We start from the raw sequence: 23,029 nt of genomic DNA, 5'->3' as shown, positions 1-23,029 counted from the left end.
GGAGACCTAACCCATGACCCCAGCCCAACAAGCCCTGCAATCGACGGAACAGCATGTGAACAGTGAGCGCCTGTGGCAATCGCTGATGGACCTCGCCCGCCTCGGTGCCACACCCAAGGGCGGTGTCTGCCGCCTGGCGCTGACCGACCTCGACCGCCAGGCGCGCGACCTGTTCGTCGAGTGGTGCGAGGCTGCCGGTTGCAGCGTCAGTGTCGATGCCGTCGGCAATATCTTTGCCCGCCGGCCAGGGCGCAATCCCAAGCTGCCACCGGTGATGACCGGCAGCCATATCGATACTCAGCCCACCGGTGGCAAGTTCGATGGCTGCTTTGGGGTGATGGCGGGCCTTGAGGTGATCCGCACCCTCAATGACCTGGGCATCGAGACCGAAGCCCCGATGGAGGTAGTGGTATGGACCAACGAGGAAGGCTCGCGCTTTGCGCCCTGCATGATGGGCTCGGGGGTGTTTGCCGGCAAATTCACCCTGGAGGAAACCTTGGCCAAGCGTGATGCCCAGGGCGTGAGCATGGGCGAAGCGTTGACTGCCATCGGCTACGCCGGCCAGCGTGCAGTGCTTGGCCACCCGGTAGGCGCGTATTTCGAAGCCCATATCGAGCAGGGGCCGATCCTTGAGGACCAGGCCAAGACCATCGGTGTGGTGCTTGGCGCGCTGGGGCAGAAGTGGTTCGACCTGACCTTGCGTGGCGTTGAAGCCCATGCCGGCCCTACGCCGATGCACCTGCGCAAGGATGCACTGGTCGGCGCTGCGGCGGTGGTAGAAGCGGTCAACCGGGCCGCGCTGGGCCATCAGCCGCATGCCTGTGGCACGGTCGGTTGCCTGCAGGCCTACCCCGGTTCTCGCAACGTGATCCCGGGCGAAGTGCGCATGACCCTGGACTTTCGTCACCTCGAAGCCCAGCAGCTGAACTCGATGATCGCTGACGTGCGCGCAGTGATTGAGACCACCTGTGCCAAGCATGGGCTGAGCCATGAATTGACCCCCACGGCCGACTTTCCGGCCCTGTACTTCGACCGCAGTTGCGTCGATGCCGTGCGTGATTCGGCGCGGACACTGGGCTTGCCGCACATGGACATCGTCAGTGGGGCGGGGCATGACGCGATCTCCCTGGCCGAGTTGGGGCCGGCGGGAATGATCTTCGTGCCGTGTGAAAACGGCATCAGCCATAACGAAATCGAGAACGCCACCCCGCAAGACCTGGCAGCGGGCTGCGCGGTATTGCTGCGGGCCATGCTGGCGGCGTCGGAGGCGATCGCCAGCGGGCGGCTGGCGGCGTGATGCCTTGAAACGGGCTGCCTCGCCGGCTAACCGGCGAGGCAGCCGCTGGAGGGTCACTCAGCGGCCTTCAGGCCAACGCCTCTCGGCTGCTGCTGGCCACCTTGGTGTGGCGCAGCGTCGGCGAAAGCGAATATTACATTTTCGTTAAAGAATAAATAACGCTTTCACTCGCTGGGGTTGTCGGTTTGTGAAGCGTGGTGCCGGTATGGTTTGCTAAACGTCGGTGACCCGGCCCAGGCACCCATCGCGCCCGATGTGGTAACGCTGCAGGTCCTGAGCCAGGGTCAGGTTGCCGCTGTAATGGGCCTGCGCCTCTTCCCTGACCTGGTCGATGCACGGGCTGCGCCGCGGGTCTGCCTGATAGCGGGCACTGAAATGTGTGAGCACCAGGTTGCGCACGCCGGCCGTTTCGGCAAAGCGCGCCACGGCGGCCGCGCTGCTGTGGCCGAAGCTGACCCCTGTGCGCTCAATGACCGGTTGGGTGAATGTCGCTTCGTGCACCAGCACGTCTACGTCTTTCGCCGCTTCGGCCAACAGGTCGGGAGTGTCGTTGTCGCCGCAGACGATCACCCGCCGTGCCGGACGCGAGGCGCGCAGGTAGTCGCGGCCATGCAGCACTCGGCCCGCGTGCTCGACCGTCTGGCCCTTGGCAAGCTCGCCCCACAGCGGGCCGCGGGGGATACCCTCGGCATCCAGGCGCTGCACGTCAAGGCGCGGTTCGGGGTTCAACTCGGTGAACACGAAAGCCACGCTGGGCACCCGGTGCGACAGCTGTACGCTGCTGACCGCCAGGGTATCGCTGCGCCATTGATCCCGTTGCTCGACCGCGAGCAAACGCAGTTCGAACGGCAGGAAGGTATCGCTGGCGGCCAGGCTCAGGCGCACCCAGTCGTGCAAGGCGGCCGGCAGCACCAGGTCCAGCGGTGCCGTGCGCCCGCTCATGCCCGCGCTGGCCAGCAGGCCTGGCAGGCCGAAGCAATGGTCGCCGTGCACATGGGTGATGAAGATGGCGCGCAGGTCGCGGACCGACAACGGCGTGTGCAGCAGTTGATGCTGTGTACCTTCGCCGCAATCGACCAGGTACCAGTGGCTGCCGCTGGCTTCGATCACGGCCGTGGCGCTGACGTTGCGCGCTTTTGTGGGCACCCCGGCCGAGGTGCCCAGAAACAGCAGGTCCAATGACTGACTCCAAGTCTGAGTGGGCACTCACCAAAGCCCGATTGAATCGGGGCATCGATGAATCAGGGGGTTACTGCATCATCGCCCTGCCGCCAGATCAGCTCGCTGGTGTCGTAGCCCTGTTTCTTGGCAATGGCCAGCATCTGCTCACGGGTCTGGTCGTTGATCACTGGGGTACGCGACAACAGCCACAGGTACTCGCGGTTGGGGTGCCCGACCAGTGCTACGCGGTAGTCCTTGTCGTGGTACAGCACCCAGTATTCGCCCTTGGTCAAACCTGGCGCCAGGCGGCTGAACCAGTTGTCGAAGGTGACCCACAGCTTGTCGGTCTTGCCCGGCTGCTGGGCTTCGGCGATGCCTTTGGCCTCGTTCCACTGGCCGTCCTTTTCCTTGCAACGGTTGGTCACATCGATACGACCGTCTTCGCGCAAGCCATAGTTGGCTTCGGACTGCACGCAGTTGCGTTGGAAGAACATCGGCAAGCGCGCTTGCTCGTACCAGGTGCCTTGGTAGCGCTGCAGGTCGACCTGCTGGGTGGTCGGTGGCGCGCGATGCTCATCGCTCGAACCGGCGCAGCCGGCCAGGGCCAGTGTCATGCAGGAAACAATCAGGGCTGTACGCATCGCCATGGCAAACCTCTTGGGAAGGGATGAAGAGCTTACCTGTGTTTCGATGCGTGTGAGGGGCAAAAGTTGTACGCTTTTTTCGTGCCGGGCAAAGCTATGACGGCGTGGCCCGGGCAACCCCTCGGCAAGTCCCGGTTTTGGCACAAGTACGGCAACCGGGCTGGGTTACCATCCGTGCCGTTAACCTTTTCCCCCGCAGGAGAGCAGCCCGTGACCGAGTACAGCGCATTCAAGGTCGAACTGACCGACAACATCGCCCATGTGCAGATCAATCGCCCTGAAAAGATCAACGCCATGAATGCTGCCTTCTGGGAAGAGATCGTCGATATCTTCCAGTGGATCGACGACACCGATGCAGTGCGCGCCGTGGTCATCAGCGGCGCGGGCAAGCATTTTTCTTCGGGTATCGACTTGATGATGCTGGCCTCGCTGGCCGGCCAGATGGGCAAGGACGTTGGCCGTAACGCGCGCCTGCTGCGCCGTACCATCCTGCGCCTGCAGGCCTCCTTCAATGCCGTGGACAACTGCCGCAAGCCCGTGCTGGCGGCCATCCAGGGCTACTGCATTGGCGGTGCCATCGACCTGGTGTCGGCCTGCGACATGCGCTATTGCAGCGCGGACGCGCAGTTTTCGATCAAGGAGATCGACATGGGCATGGCCGCAGATGTCGGCACCCTGCAACGTTTGCCACGCATCATCGGCGACGGCATCATGCGTGAACTGGCCTTCACCGGGCGTAATGTTGCGGCCGACGAGGCGCTGCGCATCGGCCTGGTCAACCGGGTCTATGATGATCAGGCTGCGTTGCTCGACGGGGTCTTTGCCATTGCCCGCGAGATTGCCGCAAAGTCACCGATCGCTGTGGCGGGCACCAAGGAGATGCTCAGCTACATGCGTGACCATCGCATCGACGATGGCCTGGAGTACATCGCCACCTGGAACGCTGCCATGCTGCAGTCCGAAGACTTGCGCGTGGCTGTGGCGGCCCATATGAGCAAACAGAAACCGACGTTCGCCGACTGACCGGGTCGGGGGACGCAGTAAAGGAACCCCGACATGTCAGCACGCTGGACTAGCGCAGTACTCGACCCGCAGATCACCGGTGGCTGGGCTGTCGCCCGCAGCCCGGAAGGGTTTCTGGTGGACGCCAATGGCGCGCTGTTCCCCCGCGACTGGCTCAAGCGGCAGGACCTGGATGTGCTGGCCGAGCACGGTATCGGCCATTTCGACGGCGAGCCGGTATTCTTGCTGGAACTGCGCAGCGCTGCCGAGGTGCCCGGTTGCGGCTGGCGCGGCCTGCGGGCGTTCATGCTCGAAGGCGATTTCGATCTTTACAAGGTGCTTGGCTACGCCGCGCAGATCGGCACCTGGGCGCGCGAACACCGGTTCTGTGGCAGTTGCGGCCAACCGATGACGCAGATCCGCTGGGAGCGGGCGATGTACTGCCAGCCTTGCGACCTGCGCAGCTACCCACGCATCTCGCCGAGCATGATCGTGCTGGTGACCCGTGGCGACGAGATCCTGCTGGCCCGATCGCCGCGCTTCGTCACCGGTGTTTACAGCACCCTCGCAGGCTTTGCCGAACCGGGCGAATCGGCCGAGGATTGCCTGGTGCGGGAAGTGCGTGAAGAGGTGGCAGTCGAGGTCAGCAACATCCAGTACGTCGGCAGCCAGTGCTGGCCGTTTCCGCACTCGATGATGCTCGGCTTCCACGCCGAGTATGCCGGTGGCGAGATCGTCATGCAGCCGGACGAGATCGAAGACGCCAGGTGGTTCAACGTGCACGACCTGCCGCCACTGCCGGCCGGGCGTTCCATCGCCCGGTACCTGATCGATCTGTATGTGGCCCGGCGACTGGGCTTGCCTGAGCCCGTCCTGCCTCGTTGAGGGCGCTTGGGCTAGTGCCAGGGGGCATGCCTGACCTGGTATTTTTGTCAGTTTCAGACTTCACTGCGCCCGCTTAGCATTCAGTGGTACTTGACGGATCGATGCCACTGTTGGCGCAGGAAGCCTTATGAAACCCACCGTCCGCGAGCATGAACAGGAGACGTTGCGTAATAGTTCGATCGGGCGCGCCCTGGTAGATACGGCGATGGTCCATGAGGCTATCGGTATCGAAAAGCGCATCAGCGCACAGGCAAGTGTCGAGGCGCCTCAGGGTGAGTCGCCCATCGTCACGCTCCAAGGCAGCGGGCATGTCATCGTGACTGCCGCCCATGCCACCGAGTCCTTTCGTGAAGGCCGGTTTCGCATTTCCGACGGTGGCGGGACGGCTGCCCTGGCACACATGCTCAATCGGCTCGCTTCGGCAACGGTGCTTTACACCCAGTACCGCTCACCGTCCGACCCGAACTATTACGATGACAATGAATTCAAGGAAACGCTGGCTGAACTGATTGACCGCCAGAGGCCGATGGTGGTCCTGGATATTCATGGCAGTCATGACTTCAGGCCCTACGATATCGACATTGGCACGCTCAATGGCAGGTCTCTGCTGGGTGATGCTTCATTGTTGCCGGCCCTGCTCGACAGCCTTCAGCAGGAAGGCATCGGCAACTTTTCGGATAACTACTTCAGCGCCCAGACGCATCAGACCATTACCCGATTTGCTTGCACCCGGGGTGTGCCCACCATTCAGCTGGAGATCAGCAGCACCTGGCTGCGGCCATCGGAGGGGGGCATGATGGCTCACCGGTTCGCGCAGTTGCTGCAGGGGCTGGCCCGCTATGCAAGCGCTGTCGCTGCGCCCGAATGGGGCCAGCAAGGCGCCGACCCAGGCCCTGCGTCAGGCCTGGCCGAACCAGTGCTGCCAGGCCAGGCGTGCGGTCAGCGCCAGGACCACGGTGATGAATACCGGGCGGATGAACTTGCTGCCGCCGCTGATCGCCGTGCGTGCGCCGAAGAACGCGCCGACCATCACCGACAGGCCCATGCACAGGCCGACGATGTAATCCACCTGCCCGGAAATGACGAACACCGTCAACGCCGCGATGTTGCTGACGAAGTTCATGCTGCGCGCCACGCCGCTGGCACGGACCAGGTCAATGGGGTAGAGCAGCAGGGTGCTCACGGTCCAGAAAGCACCGGTGCCGGGCCCGGCCACGCCATCGTAGAAGCCCAGGGTGAAGCCCTGCGGGAATTGCCACTTCTTCTTGATCGGCGCATCGGCATCCAGCGGCGCCTTGGGCGTACCCCCGAACAGCAGATAGATGCCGCAGGCGAAGACGACTACCGGCAGCATCTTGTTCAGCCATTCGGCCGGCATGTAGTGGGCAATGACCGCGCCGATCAGCGCGCCGACCAGGGTGGCGAGCAAGGCCGGGCGCCATTGCGCCGGGTGGAAGAGCTTGCGTTTGTAGTAGGTGAAACCCGCGGTAGCCGAGCCGAACGTCGAGCTCAGCTTGTTGGTGCCCAGCACCAGGTGCGGCGGCATGCCAGCGGTGAGCAGTGCCGGGGTGGTGAGCAGGCCACCTCCGCCGGCGATGGCGTCGATGAAACCGGCGACGAAGGCGACCAGGGCGAGGATCAGTAAGGTGAGCGGTTCTACGGTGAGTTCGAAGGGCATGGGTGTCTGGCAGGCAGGGGGCGGCAAAATGCCGCGCTAGAGGGGGCAACATGGTAATCCCGGGCGGGGTGGGTTGCCAGTGCCGGCCTCATTCACTTGGCAAGCCCGCCCTCACAGGTTCTGCACAGTGGCCAAGGCCGGCGATGGTCCTGTGAAAGCCGCCTTGCCAGCGATGAGGCCAGCGCGGACGATGGCGTCAGCTTCGGATGAAGGCCAGCAAATCCGCATTGATCACATCGGCGTGGGTCGTCGGCATGCCATGCGGGAAGCCCTTGTAGGTTTTCAACGTGCCATTGGGCAGCAGCTTGGCCGACAGTGGGCCTGAGTTTTCATAGGGAACGATCTGGTCATCGTCACCATGCATCACCAGCACTGGCTGCTGGATCTTCTTCAGGTCTTCGGTGAAATCAGTCTGGGAAAACGCTACGATCCCGTCGTAGTGCGCTTTGGCGCTGCCGATCATGCCTTGGCGCCACCAATTGGCAATGACCCCTTCGGCGGGCTCGGCGCCTGGCCGGTTGTAACCGTAGAACGGTCCGCTCGGCACATCGCGGTAGAACTGGGCTCGGTTACCTGCCACCTGTGCCTGGAACCCGTCGAACACTGATTTGGGCAAGCCTCCAGGGTTGTCTGGCGTTTGCACCATCAAGGGCGGCACGGCAGCGATCAGCACCGCCTTGGCCACCTTGTCGCCTGGATAGCGGGCCATGTACCGCACCACTTCGCCGCCTCCGGTGGAGTGGCCGACATGCACCGCACCCTGGATCCCCAGATGCTCGACCACGGCGGCCACGTCATCGGCGTAGTGGTCCATGTCATGGCCGTCCCATACCTGGCTGGAGCGGCCGTGGCCGCGGCGGTCGTGGGCGACGACACGGAAGCCTTGGCCAAGGAAGAACAACAGCTGCGCGTCCCAGTCGTCCGCACTGAGCGGCCAGCCGTGGTGGAAGTGGATGACCTGCGCATCGCGCGGGCCCCAGTCCTTGTAGAAGATCTGAACGCCATCCTTCGTGGTCACGTAGCTCATGGTCGAGTCTCCTCAGTGCAGGGGGATTGCCAAGTGAGCTATTCAGAATAGGAGAGTTTTCTGTCTTGTCAGTACCGGCCTCATCGCCGGCAAGCCGGCTCCCACCACGACCGCGCAGCTCTTGCGGCCTGCGTTTTACCTGTGAAAGCAACCGTCTTGCTCAACTTCTGAAGCCGGCGCGATCCAGGTGGGAGCCGGCTTGCCGGCGATCACCGGCGCAGCCGGTGCCAGGCACCGCGAATTCAGCGGGCTCACCTACGTGAGCCGGGTTGCCGACGATGTGACCAGTTTCTGCCTCAAAGAAACCACCTGTACTCCCGGGCACTCACCTCCTGCATGAACGCCAGGTGGTCCTGGCGCTTGTTCTCGCAATACACCATCACGAACGCTTCCCCCAACCCTTCATTCACAGCCGGGTGCCCACGCATGGCTGCGACGGCGCCGAGCATGTCCTTGGGGAAGTCGACCCCGCTGGCGCGATCATCATTGAGCGGCGCAATCGGCTCCTGCGCGGCATTCAGCCCATGCTCCATGCCGCACAAGATGGCCGCCAGCACCAGGTAGGGTTGGCATCCGCCCCCGCCAGGCGGTGCTCGATACGCACATTGCACGCATCCGACTCGGGGATGCGGATGCATGCGTCACGGTCTTCAAAGCCCCAGTTGGCACGGCTGGCGGCATTGACCATGGCCCCATAACGGCGAAACGCATTGTGGTTGGCGGCGAATATCGGCATGCAGTGCGGCAGCAAGGCCAGGCATCCGGCCACTGCATGGCGCAGCGGGCGCTGCTGGTCAGCCGCCAGCAGGTTGTTGCCGGCCTTGTCGTACAGGCTGACATGCACGTGCATGCCGCTGCCGGGCGCCTGCAGGTAGGGCTTGCTCATGAACGAGGCACGTAGCCCGTGCTTGAGCGCCACGCCGCGGGTACTGCGGCAGAACAGGGCGGCCCAGTCGGCGGCACGCAGGCCGTCATCGCAATGGCCGAAGTTGATTTCGAACTGGCCGGGGCCGAGTTCGGCGGTGATGACGTTGGCGTCGATCCCTTGCGCGTTGGCGGTTGCGACCATGTCGCGCAGCACGTCGCTGAACCGCGACAGCCGTTCGATGTGCATGTTGGGCTGGTCGTCCGCGTCATCGCTGAACGGGTCCCGCGGGAACTGCGGTAGCCCCTGCTTGAGTGCCCGGTCGAACAGGTAGAACTCCAGCTCGAACGCCACCACCGGGCGAATGCCGCGCCGCTCCAGGCGCCGCAGCACCCGGGCGAGCACCTCCCTGGGCTCGAACTCGATTGGCGCGGCGGTGCCGTCGGAGCTGATCAGCATCTGGCCCAGCGGTTCGCGCTCCCAGCTCACCGGTTTGAGTGTGCCGGGCACCAGGCGCCGCGGGGCGTCCGGGTCGCCGTCGTTGAAGCAATAGTCGCCAATGGGGAACAGCCCGCCCTGCACGCCCAACAGCACGCAGTTCTGCGGCAGTTTCAGCGGGCTGCCAGCGGCAACCTTTTCGAGCATGTCGATGGGGTAGCGCTTGCCGTAGAAATGCCCGGGGATGTCCAGGCTCAGCAGGTCGACATGGCGCACCTCGGGGTAACGGGTGCGGAAGGCACGTACTTCACTGAGCAGATCGGCAAAGCCTGTCGTTGTCGTTGTCATGCTGTGCTCTCATCGGAATACCCAGAGGACGCGGGTCGCCTGGTCGGTCAGGTTGGCGTAGCGGAAGTGGCTGTGCGGGGGGAGCTGAAAGCTGTCGTTGGGGCCGAGTGTGACGGCGTCCGGGTGGCCATCCAGCCACAGGGTCAGCGCGCCTTCGAGAACGAACCCGCCTTGCTCGGCGCTGTCGTCCAGGTGCCCCTCACCACTGCTGGCACCGGGCGCCAGGTGGCTTTCAAGCATGGCAAAGCGGCCGTTGAGGGTTGGCGAGACCAGTACGTCGCTGATGCCCTCGGCGTAGTAGATCGTGCGCCGTTCGCCGGGGCGGGTGACCCAGTCGAGTTCGCGCGGCTGGCTGGCCTGGTAGAAATAGGTGGTGGGTACGTGCAGCGCTTCGCTGATCGCCGTGAGGTCGGCCACGGTCGGCTGCGACAGGCCGCGCTCGACCTGGGACAGAAAGCCCAGCGAGCGCTTGACCTTGATCGCCAGCTCGCCAAGGGTCAGCCCGCGGTGCTTGCGCAGGCCACGAATCAGCAGGGCCAGGCCCTGGGCGTCTTCAGACATGGTCGCGCATCCGGTACCAGGCCTTGGCTGCAGCCTCCAGCGGGGCAGCCAACAGGTCGCCGCCCGGGAAGCGGCCATTGTCGATGCCTTGGTACAACGCCAGCAAATCGTCGTCGCCCAGGATCGCGTCGCTGACCGCGCGCGCCGCGGCCAGGGTCGGCAGCACGCCGTGGCCGGAAAAGCCCTGCAGCCAGTAGCGCTGGCCGTCACGGCCAATGTCCGGGGTGCGCTGGATGCTGCAGTCGATATGCCCGCCCCAGGCATAGTCGATGGCAACGCCCGCCAGTTGTGGGAACACACGCTCAAGGTAGGGGCGGGTGGCGCTGGCCACGTCCTTGGGAATACCGCCCAGGTAGGTGCAGCCGCCGCCGAACAGCAAACGGTGGTCAGGTGTGAGCCGGAAGTAGTCGGGTACGAACTGGTTGTCGATCACGCAACTGTTGCGTGGCAACAGCGAACGGGCGAAACCCGCCTCCAGTGGCGCGGTGGCCACTTGATAGGAGCCGACCGGTAGAAGCCGGCGCGACAGGTTGCGGTCAAGGCGGTCGATGTAGGCGTTGCAGGCCAGCACCAGCACATCGCCGTGCACGTGGCCGTGGCCAGTGCGGGCGATATAGCCATTGGCGTTGCGCTGGTAGTCGAGTACCTGGCTTTGCTCGAAAATCTGCCCGCCGGCAGCCTCGATCGCGCTGGCCAGGCCTTGGGCCAGTTTCAGCGGGTTGAGGTGCGCGCCCCTGGCGTCATACAGCGCAGCCTGGTAGCGCGGGCTATCGATCCACTCGGGCAACTCGTCACGACCGATCAGGCGCAGGGCGTCGTAGCCCCATTTCTGTTCGGCATCGAGCAGGGCCTGTTCCAGCCGTTTCACCCGGCGTGGCAGCACCGATGTCCAGAGGCTGCCGGCCCGGTAATCGATATCGAAACCGTGACGCTGCGGCAATTCACGCAGTTCGTCGGCAGCCCAGCACATGCTGGCCCACAGGCGTTGGCTGCGTTCCACTCCCAAGGCTTTCTCGATCGGCGGCATGTCGCATGACCAGCCCAGCAGCGCCTGGCCACCGTTGCGCCCGGAGGCGGCCCAGGCCACCCTGCTGGCTTCCAGCAGCGTCACACGCTTGCCGGCCAAAGCCAGGCGCAGGGCCGTGTGCAGGCCGCTGAAGCCGGCACCGATGAGGATCACATCGGTGTCGTGCCGGCCTTGCAAGGTAGGGCGCAAGGGGATGCTGGCGGGGTAGGTGCGTGCGTAGTAACTGGCGACGTGCTGGGCGGATTGCTTGAACATGCCTTGGCCTCGTGAAATTTTTTATGATTATTTTCATGAAAATTTAGCAGCTGATTTTCATCGCGCCAGTCGAGTCACGTTGGCGCTATGATCGGGTGGCCCTACAGAGGCCCCACGCACCTGCCAGGACTACCTATGCGCCGCCTGCCTTCCCTGACTGCCCTGCGTACCTTCGAGTGCGCTGCCCGCCACGGCCACTTCGGCCGCGCCGCCGCCGAACTGTGTGTGACTGACAGTGCGGTGAGCCACCAGATCCGCCAGCTCGAGGAACAGCTTGGGGTCACTTTGTTCGAACGCGTTGGCCGCCAGGTGCGGCCCAGCGCCGAGGCCGAGCGGCTGTTGCATCACCTGCAGCAGGCCTTCGAGCTGATCGGCAAGGCCTGTGACGAGCTGCGCGACCCGGCATCGCAGGCGGTGCTACGGGTGGCGGTGACTGCCGAGCTTGCACAGAAATGGCTGGTGGCGCGGCTCGCCGCCTTCAGCGGCCGTTACCCGCACATCACCCTGCACCTGCTCGAGCAGCCGATCGCCGCAGGGGCCCCGGCCTTGGATGTCGACCTGGCCATCACCTATGGCACCAGCACACTCGACGCCAGTACCCACTTCGTCAGGCCCTTGCCGCTGCTGCAGTTCTTTCCGGTGTGCAGCCCTGGCCTGTTCAACCAGGGCGGCCTCAAACGCCCACGCGACTTGGTGCGCCATTGCCTGTTGCACGACGACCAGGACGGCCGGACCTGGACCACCTGGCTGGCTACCCATGCCGACGATGCCCTGCCCACGCGCCAGCTCTACTTCCCGCATGCGGCGCTGGCACTGGAGGCGGCGCTGCTGGGGCAGGGCGTGGCCATGGGGGACAACCTGACCTGCCAGGCCGACCTGCAGAGCGGCAGGTTGGTGCGGCCTTTCAGTGCCAGCGTCACCGCGCAGGGGCAATACGCACTGGTGTGCGAGCGCTTGCGCCTGGAACGGGCTGCAGTGGCGCACTTCATCGAATGGTTCATCGAACAGCTGGGCGATAGCTGAATTGAATTCAGCTATCGCTGAGTTTTCATCGTTGGAAGCGTCAGGCCAGCCAGCGTAGCGTGCAGTCATCACTCACCGACACGAGGTTGACCCATGGCACGTTCGCTCACCACCACGCCCAAGGCCGATGGTTTCCGCTTGCCTGGCGAATTCGAGCCCAAGGCAGGCTGCTGGCTCGGTTGGCCCGAGCGGCCAGATGTGTGGCGCAATGGCGCCAAGCCGGCACAGAAGGTCTGGGTCGAAATCGTCAGCGCCATTGCGTCCAGTGAACCGGTCACGGTTTGCGCGTCCGCTGCCCAGTACGCCAATGCGCGGCGCCTGCTGCCGGCGCAGGTGCGGGTGGTGGAGATGACCTGCAACGACACCTGGTTCCGAGACAGCGGCGCGTGCTTCGTGGTCAACGACAACAGCGGCCAAGTGCGCGGCGTGGACTTTGAATTCAATGCGTACGGTGGCTTGGACGGCGGTCTTTATTACCCGTGGGACAAGGACGACCAGATCGCCCAGAAAATGCTCGAAATCGAAGGTTTGGACCGCTATCGCGCGCCGTTGATTGCCGAACTCGGCGGAATTCAGAGCGACGGCCAGGGTAGCCTGCTGACCACTGAGCAGTGCTTGCTCAACCGTAACCGCAATGCCCACCTGGGCAAGGAGGAGGTCACGCGCCGGCTTGAGGACTACCTGGGCGCCGACCAGGTGATCTGGTTGCCGCGCGGTTGCAAGTTCGACGAAACCGATGGCCATGTCGACGACCTGGCGTGTTTCGTGCGGCCGGGTGAAGTGGTGCTGCAGTGGACCGACAACCGGGACGACCCGCAGTGGGAGATCTACCAGGAGGCGTACGACATACTGCGCAGTACCCGCGATGCCCGCGGGCGGGAGTTGAAGGTTCACAAGCTGCCCCAGCCCGAGGTGCTGCAGTGGACGGCCGAGGAAGCAGCCGGCCTGGACCAGGTCGAAGGCACTCACGTGCGGGAGGCCGGCACGCGGATTTGTGCGTCGTACATCAACTACTACGCCGGCAACACGGCCATCGTCGTGCCGCTGTTCGGTGACCGCAATGACAGTGTTGCCCAGGCCACCCTGGCCGAGCTGTTCCCTGGCCACCGCATCATTGGCATCGAGAACTCGCGGGAAATCCTGCTAGGTGGCGGCAATGTCGCCTGCATCAGCATGCCGCAATATGCCGGAGGCCGTCGCTGATGAAACCAACCCTGCTGGCGGCTGCGCTCACGCTGGGCTGCGCGGTGTCGGCGGCCCAGGCGGCCGACGCAGAGCAGCCAACCGTTAACCTGTATATCTGGGGCGAATACCTTGCCCCGGACACGCTGACCAACTTCGAGAAAGAAACCGGCATCCGTGTGGTTGCCGACCACTTCGACTCGCTGGAAACCGCAGAGACCAAGTTGCTCACCGGCGGCAGTGGCTACGACGTGGTGCTCAGTGCCGGCCAGCACCTGAGCCGGGCGATAGCCAGCGGTGCGCTGCAGCCTTTGGACAAGGCGCAGCTACCGCACCTGGCAGGTATCGGTGAGGAGTTTCGCCAGCACATGGCGATGTACGACCCTGGCAACCGGTATGCCGGGACCTACGCCTGGGGTACCACCGGCGTCGGTTACCAGCAGCAGGCTGTGACGGCGCGCATGGCCGAGGCGCCGGTAGGCAGCTGGGCGATGCTGTTCGACCCGCAAGTGGTGGCCAAATTCGCCGACTGTGGGGTCAGCCTGCTCAACGACCCCAACGAGGTGTTCGCCGCGGTGATGCGCTACATGGGCCTGGACATCAATCAGCAGCGCCTGGAGGACCTGAAAGCTGCAGAACTGCAACTGCGCAAGATTCGGCCGTATATCCGCTACTTCGACAACGACCGCAATATCAATGACCTGGCCAACGGCGAAACCTGCGTGGCGATGTCGTGGAACGGCAACGTGGCGATCGCCCAGGCCCAGGCGCAGCAGGCGGGCAAGGCGTTCAACCTGGCGTACAGCATCCCGCAGGAGGGCACGCTGATCTGGCTGGATGCATTGGTGGTGCCCAAGGATGCCCCGCATCCCCAGGCAGCCTGGAAGCTGCTGGACTACCTGATGCGGCCGGAGGTGATTGCGCCGATTACCGATACCATCCATTACGCCAACGCGATCACGGCGGCGGACGGGTTGGTGGACCCGCAGATCCGCAACGCGCCTGGCACTTATCCGCCGGCGCAGGTGAGGGCACGGTTGTATGGCAAGAACGACAACGGCAAGGCGTTCAACCGTGAACTGACGCGAGCGTTCAGCCGGCTGAAAAGTGGCAGGGGTTGACCGGCACCGCTCGCCGGCCCACAGGGGCGCATAGCGCCCCTGCTAACGCTTCAGCGCCCAAGCCAGTCGATCAGGGTGGTGTTGAAGCGCCGTGGCTCCTCGATCTGCGGTGCGTGCCCCATGCCCTCGAAGGTCACCAGCTCGCCTTGGGGAATCAGCTTGGCCACGTGCGGCCCCAGCTCTTTGTACTTGCCCAGCCGCGCCTTGACCTCGGGCGGTGCGATGTCGCTGCCAATGGCCGTGGTGTCCTGGTCGCCGATCAGCAGCAGGGTCGGCATCTTCAAGTCTTTGAACTCGTGGTACACCGGTTGGGTGAAGATCATGTCGTAGATCAGCGCCGAGTTCCACGCCACGGCTTCATGCCCAGGGCCCTTGTTCAGCCCCGCCAGCATCTGCACCCAACGCTCGTACTCAGGTTTCCAGCGCCCTGCGTAATAAGTCTTGCGCTCGTATTCACGCACGCCGTCGGCATCGAGCTTGAGCTCGCGGGCATACCACTGGTCCACCGTGCGGTAGGGCACGCCGAGGGCTTTCCAGTCTTCCAGGCCGATCGGGTTGACCATGGCCAGGCGCTCGACCTGTTGCGGGTACATCAACGCGTAACGGGTGGCGAGCATGCCGCCGGTGGAATGGCCGAGGATGATCGCTTGCTTGACGCCCAGTTGCTCCAGCAGGGCATGGGTGTTGCTGGCCAGCTGCTGGAAGCTGTATTGGTAATAGCCTGGCTTGCTTGAAGTGCAGAAGCCGACCTGGTCGGGCGCGATGACCCGGTAACCCGCCTGGCTCAAGGCATCGATGGTGGTTTCCCAGGTGGCGGCGCAGAAATTCTTGCCATGCATCAGCACCACGCTGCGGCCGTTGGCCTGGCCTTTGGCAGGCACGTCCATGTAGCCCATCTGCAGGCTCTGCCCCTGGGACTGGAAGTCGAAATGCTTGAGGGGGTGGGGGTAGCTGAAGCCTTCGAGCTGCTTGCCGTAAGTGGGGGATTCGGCGGCGATGGCAGGGGCGCCGATGAGGCAGGCCAGGGCCAGGGCGGTTGCGCGTAGCATGGGGGCACTCCGTGTAGGACCATGTAGGAATTGGCGACTGTAACAGCCGTAAAGGCACCTTAAACGTTAAAGGTGTTACCAGGCATGAAACCAACCTAGGGTAATCACCGCTACGACCAGGTAACGCCCGCCCTTGGCCAGGGTTACCAGGAGTAGGAAACGCCAGAACGGCTCACGCATGATCCCGGCAATCAGCGTCAACGGGTCGCCGATCACCGGCATCCAGCTCAGCAGCAATGACCATTGCCCCCAGCGCTGATAGCGCTGCTGGGCACGTTCCAGCTGGCGGGCGCTGAACGGGAACCAGCGCTTGTCGCGCAGGTGTTCGATGGCCCGCCCCAGCAGCCAGTTGACCACCGAGCCCAGCACGTTGCCCAGGGTGGCGACCAGCAACAGGGTCAGCCAGGCGCCAGGTTGGCGCAGCAGCAGGCCCACCAGCACCGCCTCCGACTGCAGCGGCAGCAGGGTGGCGGCGCCAAAAGCGCTGAGAAACAGCGCCCAGAGGCTCAGCATCAGTAGTTGGCGACAACGCTGTCCTGGCCATCGCGGGTTACCCCGATGACCTGATAGGCGTCCTTGCGATCCCCCATTTCCATGCCTGGCGAGCCCACCGGCATGCCGGGCACGGCCAGGCCTATGAGGTCGTTGCGCTTGGCCAGCAGGCGCACCTGCTCGGCCGGGACATGGCCTTCGACGAACTTGCCGTCGATCACCCCGGTGTGGCACGAAGCCAGCCGCGGCGCCACGCCCAGCCGCTGCTTCACGGCACTCATGTTCGGCTCGACATGGTCGTTGACGGTAAAGCCGTTGTCACGGAGGTGGCTGATCCAGGCCTTGCAGCAACCGCAGTTGGGGTCGCGGTAGACGTCGATGGTTTCGCCAGCCTGGGCCAGCCCGGTGATGGCCAGCAGGCCGAGCGCGATCAGGTGTTTATGCAGCATGGTCAAACGACTCCTGTGGTCAGGCAGGCGCCCGCCCGCCATGCAAATGAGCTGCAGAATAGCGCAGGCGGCTTTCAGGCGCGATGTGCGCTGGCATGATCCTCACCCGCAGCTGTCAGCTGGCTGAACCGGACATTACATTTTTGTCAGCCAGTTCGTCCTGGCACAGGTCGCGCATCAGCAAGCCGTATTCCAGCGCTACCTGCTCCGGGATCGGCAGGTAGACCACATGGCCGTCCCCGGGCGCCACGTCGATGGCCTGCTGCTGGCGGCCGTACAGGTTGTGCAGGTCGAAATGATAATTGCCGCGCGGGGTCATCAGCTCCAGGTGATCGCCTACTGCGAAGCGGTTCTTCACCTTGACTTCGGCACGGCCGTCCACCCGGGCACCGGTCAGTTCGCCGACGAACTGCTGACGCTCGGACAGCGAATTGCCCCGCTGGTAGTTCTGGTATTCGTCGTGCACATGGCGACGCAGGAAACCTTCGGTGTAACCCCGTTGGGCCAGGGATTCGAGGTTATCCATCAGGGCCCTGTCGAACGGGCGCCCGGCGGCGGCATCGTCTATGGCCTGGCGGTACGACTGCACGGTACGGGCGCAGTAGAAGTGCGACTTGGTGCGGCCTTCGATCTTCAGGGAGTGCACGCCCATGGCCGCCAGCCGCTCGACGTGCTGGATGGCGCGCAGGTCCTTGGCATTCATGATGTACGTGCCATGTTCATCTTCGAAGGCGGGCATCTCGGTGCCGGGGCGGTTGCTTTCGTGCAGCAGGAACACCTGATCGGTCGGTGCGCCCAGGCCCAATGTCGGCTCGACCTCGCGCACGATGTCGCCGGCCGCGTTTTCAGTAGCTGGGGTGGCGTTGTACTTCCAGCGGCAGGCGTTGGTGCATGTGCCCTGGTTGGCATCGCGCTTGTTGAGGTAGCCCGACAGCAGGCAGCGGCCAGAGTAGGCCATGCACAGGGCGCCGTGGACAAACACTTCCAGTTCCATGTCCGGCACGTGCTGGCGGATTTCGCCGATTTCTTCGAGTGACAGTTCCCGCGACAGGATCACCCGGCTCAAGCCCAGACGTTGCCAGAACTGCACGCTGGCCCAGTTGACCGTATTGGCCTGTACTGAGAGGTGTACAGCCATCTGCGGGAAGTGCTGGCGCACCAACATGATCAGGCCGGGATCGGACATGATCAGTGCATCGGGCGCCATGTCGATCACGGGCGCCAGGTCCTTGAGAAAGGTCTTGAGCTTGGCGTTGTGCGGCGCGATGTTGACCACCACGTAAAAGCGCTTGCCCCGTGCATGAGCCTCCTGGATGCCCAGCGCCAGGTTGGCATGGTCGAATTCGTTGTTGCGCACCCGCAGGCTGTAGCGTGGCTGGCCGGCGTAGACCGCGTCGGCGCCATAGGCGAATGCATAGCGCATGGTCTTGAGGGTGCCGGCAGGGGCCAGCAATTCAGGCTTGGCAGGAGCGTTCATATGTGTACCGGGACAAAAGGCACGGATGGTAAGGCCCGCATGCGGCGGATGAATTGATTTGAATCAACACCGGGGTGGCACTTTTGCCCGGGTAGTGTGCACTAACGTCCAGCACTCACGAGGAACCGCCATGAACCAAACCGCTTTGCAGAACAAGGCCCTGGCAGTATTGCTGGCGCTGGTGACCATTGCCTTCGGCTGGATCCTGCTGCCGTACTATGGCGCCATCTTCTGGGCGGTGATCCTCGGCATCCTGTTCGCGCCACTGCAGCGGAACCTGCTGATCCGCTTCGGCAGGCGACGTAACCTGACGGCGGTGACCACCTTGCTGATTTGCCTGTTGGTAGCCATCTTGCCAGTGATCATCACCAGTGCCTTGCTGGTGCAGGAGGGCGCTACCCTTTACCAGCGTATCGAGAGCGGGGAACTGGATATCGCCGGCTATGTCGAGCGCGGCATGAACATGCTGCCGCCTTTCTTGCAGCACAGCCTGGACAGCATGGGCATGGGCAACCTGGAAGGGTTGCGCGACAAAATCACCAAATGGGCCACCCAGGGCAGCGAGATACTGGCCACTCAGGCCTTCAGTTTTGGCCAGGGTACCTTCGAGTTTCTGATCAGCTTCGGCATCATGCTCTACCTGCTGTTCTTCTTTCTGCGTGAGGGCGCAGAGGTGGCGCGGCGGGTACGCCTGGCCGTACCGCTGCCAGAGCACCAGAAGCGCCGCCTGCAGTTGAAGTTCAACCGTGTGGTGCGCGCCACGGTCAAGGGCAATGTGCTGGTGGCGATCACCCAGGGCGCCCTGGGCGGTTTCATCTTCTGGGTACTGGATATACCGAGCGCACTGGTCTGGGCGGTGCTGATGGCGTTTCTGTCACTGCTGCCGGCAGTGGGCGCGGGGATCATCTGGGCACCGGTGGCGGCGTACTTCCTGCTGACCGGGGCGATCTTGCAGGGGGTGATCCTCACCGCCTTCGGCGTGCTGGTGATTGGCCTGGTGGACAACCTGTTGCGGCCGATCCTGGTGGGCAAGGATACGCGGATGCCCGACTACCTGATTCTGGTGTCCACCTTGGGTGGGCTGGCCGTATTCGGCCTCAACGGGTTCGTGATCGGGCCGCTGATCGCGGCGCTCTTCATTTCCAGTTGGGGGATTTTCGCTGCGACCAAACCGCAGGTGCAGTTGCCTCAATAGGGGGCTGCCGCGCAGCCCATGCCGGCCTCAACGGAAACTGTATGAAACCCCGGCATAGACGCCAAACCCTTCCCCTGGCGTCGACCGGGCAATGTCCTGCCCGGCATCGTCGTACCCCGGCGTGACTGTCGCCGCATAGCGTTCGTTGGTCAGGTTGCGCAGGTCAAGCCAGGTCTGCCAGTCCTGTTTCGGCGAGTCCCAGCCCAGCCGCGCACCGAGCAGTGCATAGGCATCGGCGTGGTAACTGTTGGCGTAATCGACTTGCACCTTGGACGCCATCTGCGTGTTGACCCCGGCATAGAAGCCGCTTGGCCAGTCGTAGCGCAGTTCGGCCTGGTAGTAATGCATGGGAATCCCAGGCAGGCGGTTGTCGCCGAAGGTATCGTCGTCCCGGTAGTGGAAATCGCTGAACGTGTAGGCCTGGCGCAAACTGAGCTTACCCGTGCCAGGGTGCTCCCAGAGGGTGCTGTCCAGGCCGGCCTCCACGCCTTGGTGCACCGTGGCGCTGGCATTGACCTCCTTGGCCGGGAGCCCCGCCTCGATTTCGACGGCCAACAGTTCATGGCGCACTTGCGAGTAGTACCAGGCCAGGTCCCAGCGGCCCAGCGCCGAATCGCCGCGCGCGCCCAGCTCCAGCGTGGTGGCGGTCTGGTTTTGCAGTTCGATCGGCTGCGTGGCGACCGTGGAGCTCCAGATCAGTGACCATGGGTGGGGTGGCTCCACGGACCGGCTCAGGTTGCCGTACACCTGCAACTGCGGGTCGATGTCATAGCGCAGGCCCAAGCGCGGTGCATAGTCCCAGTCATGTTGGCTCACCTTGCCGCCATCCTGCGGATAGGTGACCGCACTTTCACGGCGTGTGTAGATCATCGCCAGGCCAGTGGTCAGCCACAGGTCAGGGATCAGCTCCAGATCGTTGCCGACGTGCAGGACGGTATCCGACCCCTGGTAGCTGAAATCGCGGCTGCGTGCGCCGAAGTTGTCGCCCGTGCTGCGGGCGAACTGCGATGCGCCGCTGTTGGGTAGGTGCTTGGTGGTTCGCCAGCCCACGGTGGTGTTGCTCTGGTGGCCCAGCAGGGTGTCGCGGCGTATGTAGTTCAGCGTGCCGCTGACATCGGTATAGGCGACCTTCAGGCGCATCGGGCCTTCACGCAGGTCCATGGGGAAGTCGTGGTACACCAGCCCGGCCTCCACACGGGCATCGTCCTCGAGGTAGAAGGTGGTCTTGTTGGCCACCCAGGTGCTGCCCGGTTGCGGCCGGCTGTCGTCACGCGCCAGGTAGGCGGCGTTGGCGGCACGAGGGTGGTGCTTGATCTGGTCCTTGGTCAGGCGCCCGGCCAGGTCGTTCTCGGTTTCCCGGTAGCGCAGGTAGAAGCGCGTCTCCAGGTTGGGGTTGAACCGATAACCAACGTTGGCTGCGATGCCTTTGGCACTGCCGCTGCTGTGCGCCTGGTAGCCGTCGTATTCCGAGTCGGTGAGTGCTACGTAATAGTCGAGGTTGCCCAAAACCTGACCAGAGCTGATGTGCCTGTGCTGATAGCCACGGCTGCCGGCCTCGTAGCGCACCTGCAACGGTGCGGCATCGTAGCCGGTATGCGTTACGTAGTTGATTGCGCCGCCCAGCGCCAGCGCGCCCTGATCGAAGCCGTTCGCCCCTCGCAACACGTCGGCGCGGCTCAGCCACAGCGGCTCGAACAGCTCGTAAGGGGTACCGCCCGGGCCAGTCAGCGGCAGGCCGTCGAACAGCGTGTACACCCCTGAACCGTGTGCCCCGGGTGCACGGTTGATGCCTGAGCCGCGGATGGACAGCTTGATGCCATCGTTACCGGCCGACTGGGCGAACACCCCCGGCTGGTAGGCCAGCACGTCCTGGTTGCTGGCCACCCGTCCTTGCCCCACGCGCTGCATGTCCACCAGGTTGCTGGCGCCAGGCACTGCCTGCAGACGCTCGCGGGCGTCTTCCAGTTCGCTGTGTGCTTCGTCACTGATCAGCACCTCACCCAGCTCGACCGCAGGTGCGGCAGACACGTGCTGGGCGACAGCGAAAAGGGCCGCAAGGCCAATGCAGGGCGAGGGGGGCAACACGGGGCGCATCGTACAACTCCAGGTGAAAAGGGTAGGCAACGGCGTTGTGACGAGCGAAACGCCGCGCAGAGCACGGAGAGTTTCAGTTAATTGAAAGCAGCCATTGAGGACGAGTGTGTAGGACGGCGGTTTACAAAGCGTATGAATGGCACGGGTGTTTTGCGATTCGTATGGTGGAGTCCTACCGCGTCAGTCCCATAGCTGACGTGAACTGGCCATGATTGTTTGGAGTTCGGTGATGAAAGCCAATACGCGACAGAGCGAAGGTAGCCAAGTGGATACGCCTATTCGCCTGACCCCGCGAGAGCAGCAGGTATTGCTGTGGTGTGCCTATGGCAAGAGTTCGTGGGAAATCGGTCAGATCCTGCAGTGCCAGGAATCGACGGTGAATTTCCATGTGGGCAATATCCTGCGCAAATTCGATGTAACCACTCGCGTCGCCGCCGTGATCAAGGCCATTCGCTACGGCATGCTCGCAGAGCAGTGAGGCACTCATGAATGAAGTCGCATTGATTGAAGGCGCTTTGTCCAGCGTCGTACCGTGGCTCGAGCGCGATGGGCGGGTGCTTTTCGGTGCAGTGTTGGGCGCTTTGCTGGTCAGCGCGGTGCGGGATCGGCTGGTCATCGTTTCGCGCAAGCGGCTTACGATGGGCAAGCAAGCCTTGCTGGCCCTGCTCAGCGTTGGCGTGGGTTACCTGTTCGAACCGCTGTTGCAAGGCTTGGCCCCCATGCTTTCCCGCGGCATGGCTGCTTTCGTGGCGGCGGTCGTGGTGGTGCCGATCAGCCTCAAGGTCATGGTATGGCTCGAATCGGTGGACCTTCGAGAAATCGTCCAGCGTTGGCGCCGTCGCGGTTAACCCTCGGAGGTATTCGGCAGACGGTAGGCGAGTGCATCCAGTTTCTTCTCCAACGCCTGGATGCGCTGCTTGTCCTTGATGTACAGCAGCGTGGCCTCGCGGTCGGTGCGTGACAGGCTGCGCAAGCGTTCGAGCATGTCATCTTCCCAGCCTTCCGCGGTGTGCAAGGTACGCCCGCGCTCACCCATCAACAGCCAGTCCAGCGAGCACGCGTGCTGCCGGGCAATATCTACGCATAATGAGTATGGGATGCTGTCCCGTACCTTCCAACTGCTCAGCGTCTGCGGGCTTACACCCAGCGCTCTGGCCAGTTGGGCGTCGCTTTCGGACTGGGTAATTTGCTTGAGGCGAGTCAGCACCGAGGCGAAAAAGCGGCTACTCATAACAGATATCCATAGCTGGTTTAATGACATTCCCTAGGCTTAAACTACTCGTTATGAATAATAACCCTGCAAAATGAGGAACATTATCGGCATGAACAGCAGTTTGATGAAAATCCCTTCTTATACCGTAGGCAATACTGACACAAATGGACGATCAACCTTACAGCCTATGCCATCGCTCGGCCTTTACAGGTATCTACCGTGAGTACTTACAAGCTGGTCTGCCCCCATTGCCATAGCCGGATGCGCATACGCACCAGCGAAGGGCGCCACATTTTCCTCAGAGTGGCCTATTTGCAATGCACCACAGAGGCCTGTGGCTGGTCGGTGAGGGCCGAGTTCGAAATGACCCATGAACTGTCACCCAGTGGGATGCCTAATCCGGATGTGTACTTGCCATCGGCCAGCAGTGATGTACGCAGGACGGCACTGCGCCGCAGTGAAGATGTTGCGCCAGGCAGGCAAACGGAAGGTTAGCGTAGCCGGCACGGCATGCAGCGCAGATAAAAAAACACCCCGCATAAGCGG

General features: G+C 63.4%; 22 protein-coding genes and 1 pseudogene. 10 read left to right on the top strand and 13 right to left on the bottom strand.

Features of this window, described 5'->3' with window-relative positions; genetic code table 11:
* Window positions 1-13 precede the first annotated feature (13 nt).
* Window positions 14-1,297, top strand: coding sequence for a Zn-dependent hydrolase (locus ACIPZH_RS02580; protein WP_400634957.1), 1,284 nt, complete (start codon window positions 14-16; stop codon window positions 1,295-1,297).
* Window positions 1,298-1,510: 213 nt separating this feature from the next.
* Here the strand turns inward: ACIPZH_RS02580 and ACIPZH_RS02575 are convergent, their stop codons facing one another.
* Window positions 1,511-2,476: an MBL fold metallo-hydrolase gene (locus ACIPZH_RS02575; protein ID WP_400625728.1), complete on the bottom strand. Its 966-nt coding sequence runs from the start codon at window positions 2,474-2,476 to the stop codon at window positions 1,511-1,513.
* 62 nt (window positions 2,477-2,538) lie between these two features.
* Window positions 2,539-3,105 (bottom strand): lipocalin family protein, encoded by a 567-nt coding sequence (locus ACIPZH_RS02570; RefSeq protein ID WP_400625726.1) that lies wholly within the window; start codon window positions 3,103-3,105, stop codon window positions 2,539-2,541.
* A gap of 207 nt (window positions 3,106-3,312) precedes the next feature.
* On the opposite strand from ACIPZH_RS02570, the gene ACIPZH_RS02565 reads away from it, so the two are divergent.
* Window positions 3,313-4,125 carry a crotonase/enoyl-CoA hydratase family protein gene (locus ACIPZH_RS02565; RefSeq protein WP_400625724.1) on the top strand — a complete coding sequence of 271 codons (813 nt, stop codon included), beginning with the start codon at window positions 3,313-3,315 and terminating at the stop codon, window positions 4,123-4,125.
* A 33-nt stretch (window positions 4,126-4,158) separates the two neighbouring features.
* On the top strand, window positions 4,159-4,989 hold the full coding sequence (gene nudC, locus ACIPZH_RS02560; protein WP_400625722.1) for an NAD(+) diphosphatase: 831 nt from the start codon (window positions 4,159-4,161) through the stop codon (window positions 4,987-4,989).
* Between the two features lie 898 nt (window positions 4,990-5,887).
* Here the strand turns inward: nudC and ACIPZH_RS02555 are convergent.
* The 5 genes and pseudogenes from ACIPZH_RS02555 to ACIPZH_RS02535 form a co-directional block, all read right to left on the bottom strand.
* A complete protein-coding gene (locus ACIPZH_RS02555) occupies window positions 5,888-6,667 on the bottom strand; it encodes a TSUP family transporter (RefSeq protein ID WP_241803318.1) in 780 nt (259 codons plus the stop codon).
* Window positions 6,668-6,863: 196 nt separating this feature from the next.
* A complete protein-coding gene (locus ACIPZH_RS02550; RefSeq protein ID WP_400634956.1) occupies window positions 6,864-7,694 on the bottom strand; it encodes an alpha/beta fold hydrolase in 831 nt (276 codons plus the stop codon).
* Window positions 7,695-7,990: 296 nt separating this feature from the next.
* Window positions 7,991-9,345, bottom strand: a pseudogene (locus ACIPZH_RS02545) (glutamine synthetase family protein).
* A gap of 9 nt (window positions 9,346-9,354) precedes the next feature.
* On the bottom strand, window positions 9,355-9,906 hold the full coding sequence (locus ACIPZH_RS02540) for a helix-turn-helix domain-containing protein (protein WP_400625714.1): 552 nt from the start codon (window positions 9,904-9,906) through the stop codon (window positions 9,355-9,357).
* Entirely contained in the window at window positions 9,899-11,188 is a 1,290-nt protein-coding gene (locus tag ACIPZH_RS02535; RefSeq protein ID WP_400634954.1) for an NAD(P)/FAD-dependent oxidoreductase, read from the bottom strand. Before ACIPZH_RS02535 ends, ACIPZH_RS02540 begins: the two co-directional genes overlap by 8 nt.
* A gap of 135 nt (window positions 11,189-11,323) precedes the next feature.
* Here ACIPZH_RS02535 and ACIPZH_RS02530 point away from each other — a divergent pair, with 135 nt between their 5' ends.
* The 3 genes from ACIPZH_RS02530 (at window position 11,324) to ACIPZH_RS02520 (ending at window position 14,514) form a co-directional block, all read left to right on the top strand.
* Complete coding sequence (locus tag ACIPZH_RS02530) at window positions 11,324-12,211, top strand: LysR substrate-binding domain-containing protein (RefSeq protein ID WP_400634952.1); 888 nt, start codon at window positions 11,324-11,326, stop codon at window positions 12,209-12,211.
* Window positions 12,212-12,304: 93 nt separating this feature from the next.
* Entirely contained in the window at window positions 12,305-13,414 is a 1,110-nt protein-coding gene (aguA, locus tag ACIPZH_RS02525) for an agmatine deiminase (protein WP_400634950.1), read from the top strand.
* Complete coding sequence (locus ACIPZH_RS02520; protein WP_400634948.1) at window positions 13,414-14,514, top strand: extracellular solute-binding protein; 1,101 nt, start codon at window positions 13,414-13,416, stop codon at window positions 14,512-14,514. Before aguA ends, ACIPZH_RS02520 begins: the two co-directional genes overlap by 1 nt.
* A 50-nt stretch (window positions 14,515-14,564) precedes the next feature.
* Here the strand turns inward: ACIPZH_RS02520 and ACIPZH_RS02515 are convergent, their stop codons facing one another.
* The 4 genes from ACIPZH_RS02515 to yegQ form a co-directional block, all read right to left on the bottom strand.
* The gene (locus tag ACIPZH_RS02515; protein WP_400634946.1) at window positions 14,565-15,563 is read right to left on the bottom strand and encodes an alpha/beta fold hydrolase; all 999 of its coding nucleotides are present in this window, start codon (window positions 15,561-15,563) and stop codon (window positions 14,565-14,567) included.
* Between the two features lie 75 nt (window positions 15,564-15,638).
* Window positions 15,639-16,076, bottom strand: a complete 438-nt coding sequence (locus ACIPZH_RS02510) for a YqaA family protein (RefSeq protein ID WP_400634944.1) — start codon at window positions 16,074-16,076, stop codon at window positions 15,639-15,641.
* Window positions 16,076-16,504, bottom strand: coding sequence for a DUF411 domain-containing protein (locus ACIPZH_RS02505; RefSeq protein WP_400625705.1), 429 nt, complete (start codon window positions 16,502-16,504; stop codon window positions 16,076-16,078). The genes ACIPZH_RS02510 and ACIPZH_RS02505 overlap by 1 nt, the downstream gene beginning before the upstream one ends.
* 115 nt (window positions 16,505-16,619) lie before the next feature.
* Window positions 16,620-17,981 (bottom strand): tRNA 5-hydroxyuridine modification protein YegQ, encoded by a 1,362-nt coding sequence (gene yegQ / locus ACIPZH_RS02500; RefSeq protein ID WP_241803329.1) that lies wholly within the window; start codon window positions 17,979-17,981, stop codon window positions 16,620-16,622.
* Window positions 17,982-18,111: 130 nt separating this feature from the next.
* On the opposite strand from yegQ, the gene ACIPZH_RS02495 reads away from it, so the two are divergent.
* Window positions 18,112-19,176: an AI-2E family transporter gene (locus ACIPZH_RS02495; RefSeq protein WP_241803330.1), complete on the top strand. Its 1,065-nt coding sequence runs from the start codon at window positions 18,112-18,114 to the stop codon at window positions 19,174-19,176.
* Window positions 19,177-19,203: 27 nt separating this feature from the next.
* Here the strand turns inward: ACIPZH_RS02495 and ACIPZH_RS02490 are convergent, their stop codons facing one another.
* Window positions 19,204-21,270 (bottom strand): TonB-dependent receptor family protein, encoded by a 2,067-nt coding sequence (locus ACIPZH_RS02490; RefSeq protein ID WP_400625699.1) that lies wholly within the window; start codon window positions 21,268-21,270, stop codon window positions 19,204-19,206.
* Window positions 21,271-21,499: 229 nt separating this feature from the next.
* Between ACIPZH_RS02490 and ACIPZH_RS02485 the strand changes: the two genes are divergently transcribed.
* On the top strand, window positions 21,500-21,748 hold the full coding sequence (locus ACIPZH_RS02485) for a response regulator transcription factor (RefSeq protein ID WP_241803332.1): 249 nt from the start codon (window positions 21,500-21,502) through the stop codon (window positions 21,746-21,748).
* Window positions 21,749-21,755: 7 nt separating this feature from the next.
* Window positions 21,756-22,118, top strand: a complete 363-nt coding sequence (locus tag ACIPZH_RS02480) for a hypothetical protein (protein WP_400625697.1) — start codon at window positions 21,756-21,758, stop codon at window positions 22,116-22,118.
* On the opposite strand, the gene ACIPZH_RS02475 is transcribed toward ACIPZH_RS02480, so the two are convergent.
* Complete coding sequence (locus tag ACIPZH_RS02475) at window positions 22,115-22,501, bottom strand: helix-turn-helix domain-containing protein (protein WP_400634941.1); 387 nt, start codon at window positions 22,499-22,501, stop codon at window positions 22,115-22,117. The genes ACIPZH_RS02480 and ACIPZH_RS02475 overlap by 4 nt on opposite strands.
* A 201-nt stretch (window positions 22,502-22,702) precedes the next feature.
* Here ACIPZH_RS02475 and ACIPZH_RS02470 point away from each other — a divergent pair, with 201 nt between their 5' ends.
* Window positions 22,703-22,978, top strand: coding sequence for an ogr/Delta-like zinc finger family protein (locus tag ACIPZH_RS02470; RefSeq protein WP_241803335.1), 276 nt, complete (start codon window positions 22,703-22,705; stop codon window positions 22,976-22,978).
* The last annotated feature ends 51 nt before the right edge of the window (window positions 22,979-23,029 follow it).

It is taken from the genome of Pseudomonas sp. NPDC089758 (genome assembly GCF_044748705.1).
GTDB classification, from domain to species: Bacteria; Pseudomonadota; Gammaproteobacteria; order Pseudomonadales; family Pseudomonadaceae; genus Aquipseudomonas; species Aquipseudomonas putida_X.
Note: the sequence above shows the minus strand (reverse complement) of the source record. Positions and strands in the feature narration are given on the sequence as shown.

Excerpts from the sequence above, each read along its gene's own strand:
- ACIPZH_RS02475 (WP_400634941.1), bottom strand. The coding sequence starts at position 22,501 with ATGAGTAGCCGCTTTTTCGCCTCGGTGCTGACTCGCCTCAAGCAAATT.
- ACIPZH_RS02480 (WP_400625697.1), top strand. The coding sequence starts at position 21,756 with ATGAATGAAGTCGCATTGATTGAAGGCGCTTTGTCCAGCGTCGTACCG.
- ACIPZH_RS02580 (WP_400634957.1), top strand. The coding sequence starts at position 14 with ATGACCCCAGCCCAACAAGCCCTGCAATCGACGGAACAGCATGTGAAC.
- ACIPZH_RS02535 (WP_400634954.1), bottom strand. The coding sequence starts at position 11,188 with ATGTTCAAGCAATCCGCCCAGCACGTCGCCAGTTACTACGCACGCACC.
- ACIPZH_RS02490 (WP_400625699.1), bottom strand. The coding sequence starts at position 21,270 with ATGCGCCCCGTGTTGCCCCCCTCGCCCTGCATTGGCCTTGCGGCCCTT.
- ACIPZH_RS02540 (WP_400625714.1), bottom strand. The coding sequence starts at position 9,906 with ATGTCTGAAGACGCCCAGGGCCTGGCCCTGCTGATTCGTGGCCTGCGC.
- ACIPZH_RS02570 (WP_400625726.1), bottom strand. The coding sequence starts at position 3,105 with ATGGCGATGCGTACAGCCCTGATTGTTTCCTGCATGACACTGGCCCTG.
- ACIPZH_RS02510 (WP_400634944.1), bottom strand. The coding sequence starts at position 16,076 with ATGCTGAGCCTCTGGGCGCTGTTTCTCAGCGCTTTTGGCGCCGCCACC.
- ACIPZH_RS02505 (WP_400625705.1), bottom strand. The coding sequence starts at position 16,504 with ATGCTGCATAAACACCTGATCGCGCTCGGCCTGCTGGCCATCACCGGG.
- ACIPZH_RS02515 (WP_400634946.1), bottom strand. The coding sequence starts at position 15,563 with ATGCTACGCGCAACCGCCCTGGCCCTGGCCTGCCTCATCGGCGCCCCT.
- ACIPZH_RS02530 (WP_400634952.1), top strand. The coding sequence starts at position 11,324 with ATGCGCCGCCTGCCTTCCCTGACTGCCCTGCGTACCTTCGAGTGCGCT.
- nudC (WP_400625722.1), top strand. The coding sequence starts at position 4,159 with ATGTCAGCACGCTGGACTAGCGCAGTACTCGACCCGCAGATCACCGGT.
- ACIPZH_RS02520 (WP_400634948.1), top strand. The coding sequence starts at position 13,414 with ATGAAACCAACCCTGCTGGCGGCTGCGCTCACGCTGGGCTGCGCGGTG.
- ACIPZH_RS02485 (WP_241803332.1), top strand. The coding sequence starts at position 21,500 with ATGAAAGCCAATACGCGACAGAGCGAAGGTAGCCAAGTGGATACGCCT.
- yegQ (WP_241803329.1), bottom strand. The coding sequence starts at position 17,981 with ATGAACGCTCCTGCCAAGCCTGAATTGCTGGCCCCTGCCGGCACCCTC.
- aguA (WP_400634950.1), top strand. The coding sequence starts at position 12,305 with ATGGCACGTTCGCTCACCACCACGCCCAAGGCCGATGGTTTCCGCTTG.
- ACIPZH_RS02555 (WP_241803318.1), bottom strand. The coding sequence starts at position 6,667 with ATGCCCTTCGAACTCACCGTAGAACCGCTCACCTTACTGATCCTCGCC.
- ACIPZH_RS02495 (WP_241803330.1), top strand. The coding sequence starts at position 18,112 with ATGAACCAAACCGCTTTGCAGAACAAGGCCCTGGCAGTATTGCTGGCG.
- ACIPZH_RS02550 (WP_400634956.1), bottom strand. The coding sequence starts at position 7,694 with ATGAGCTACGTGACCACGAAGGATGGCGTTCAGATCTTCTACAAGGAC.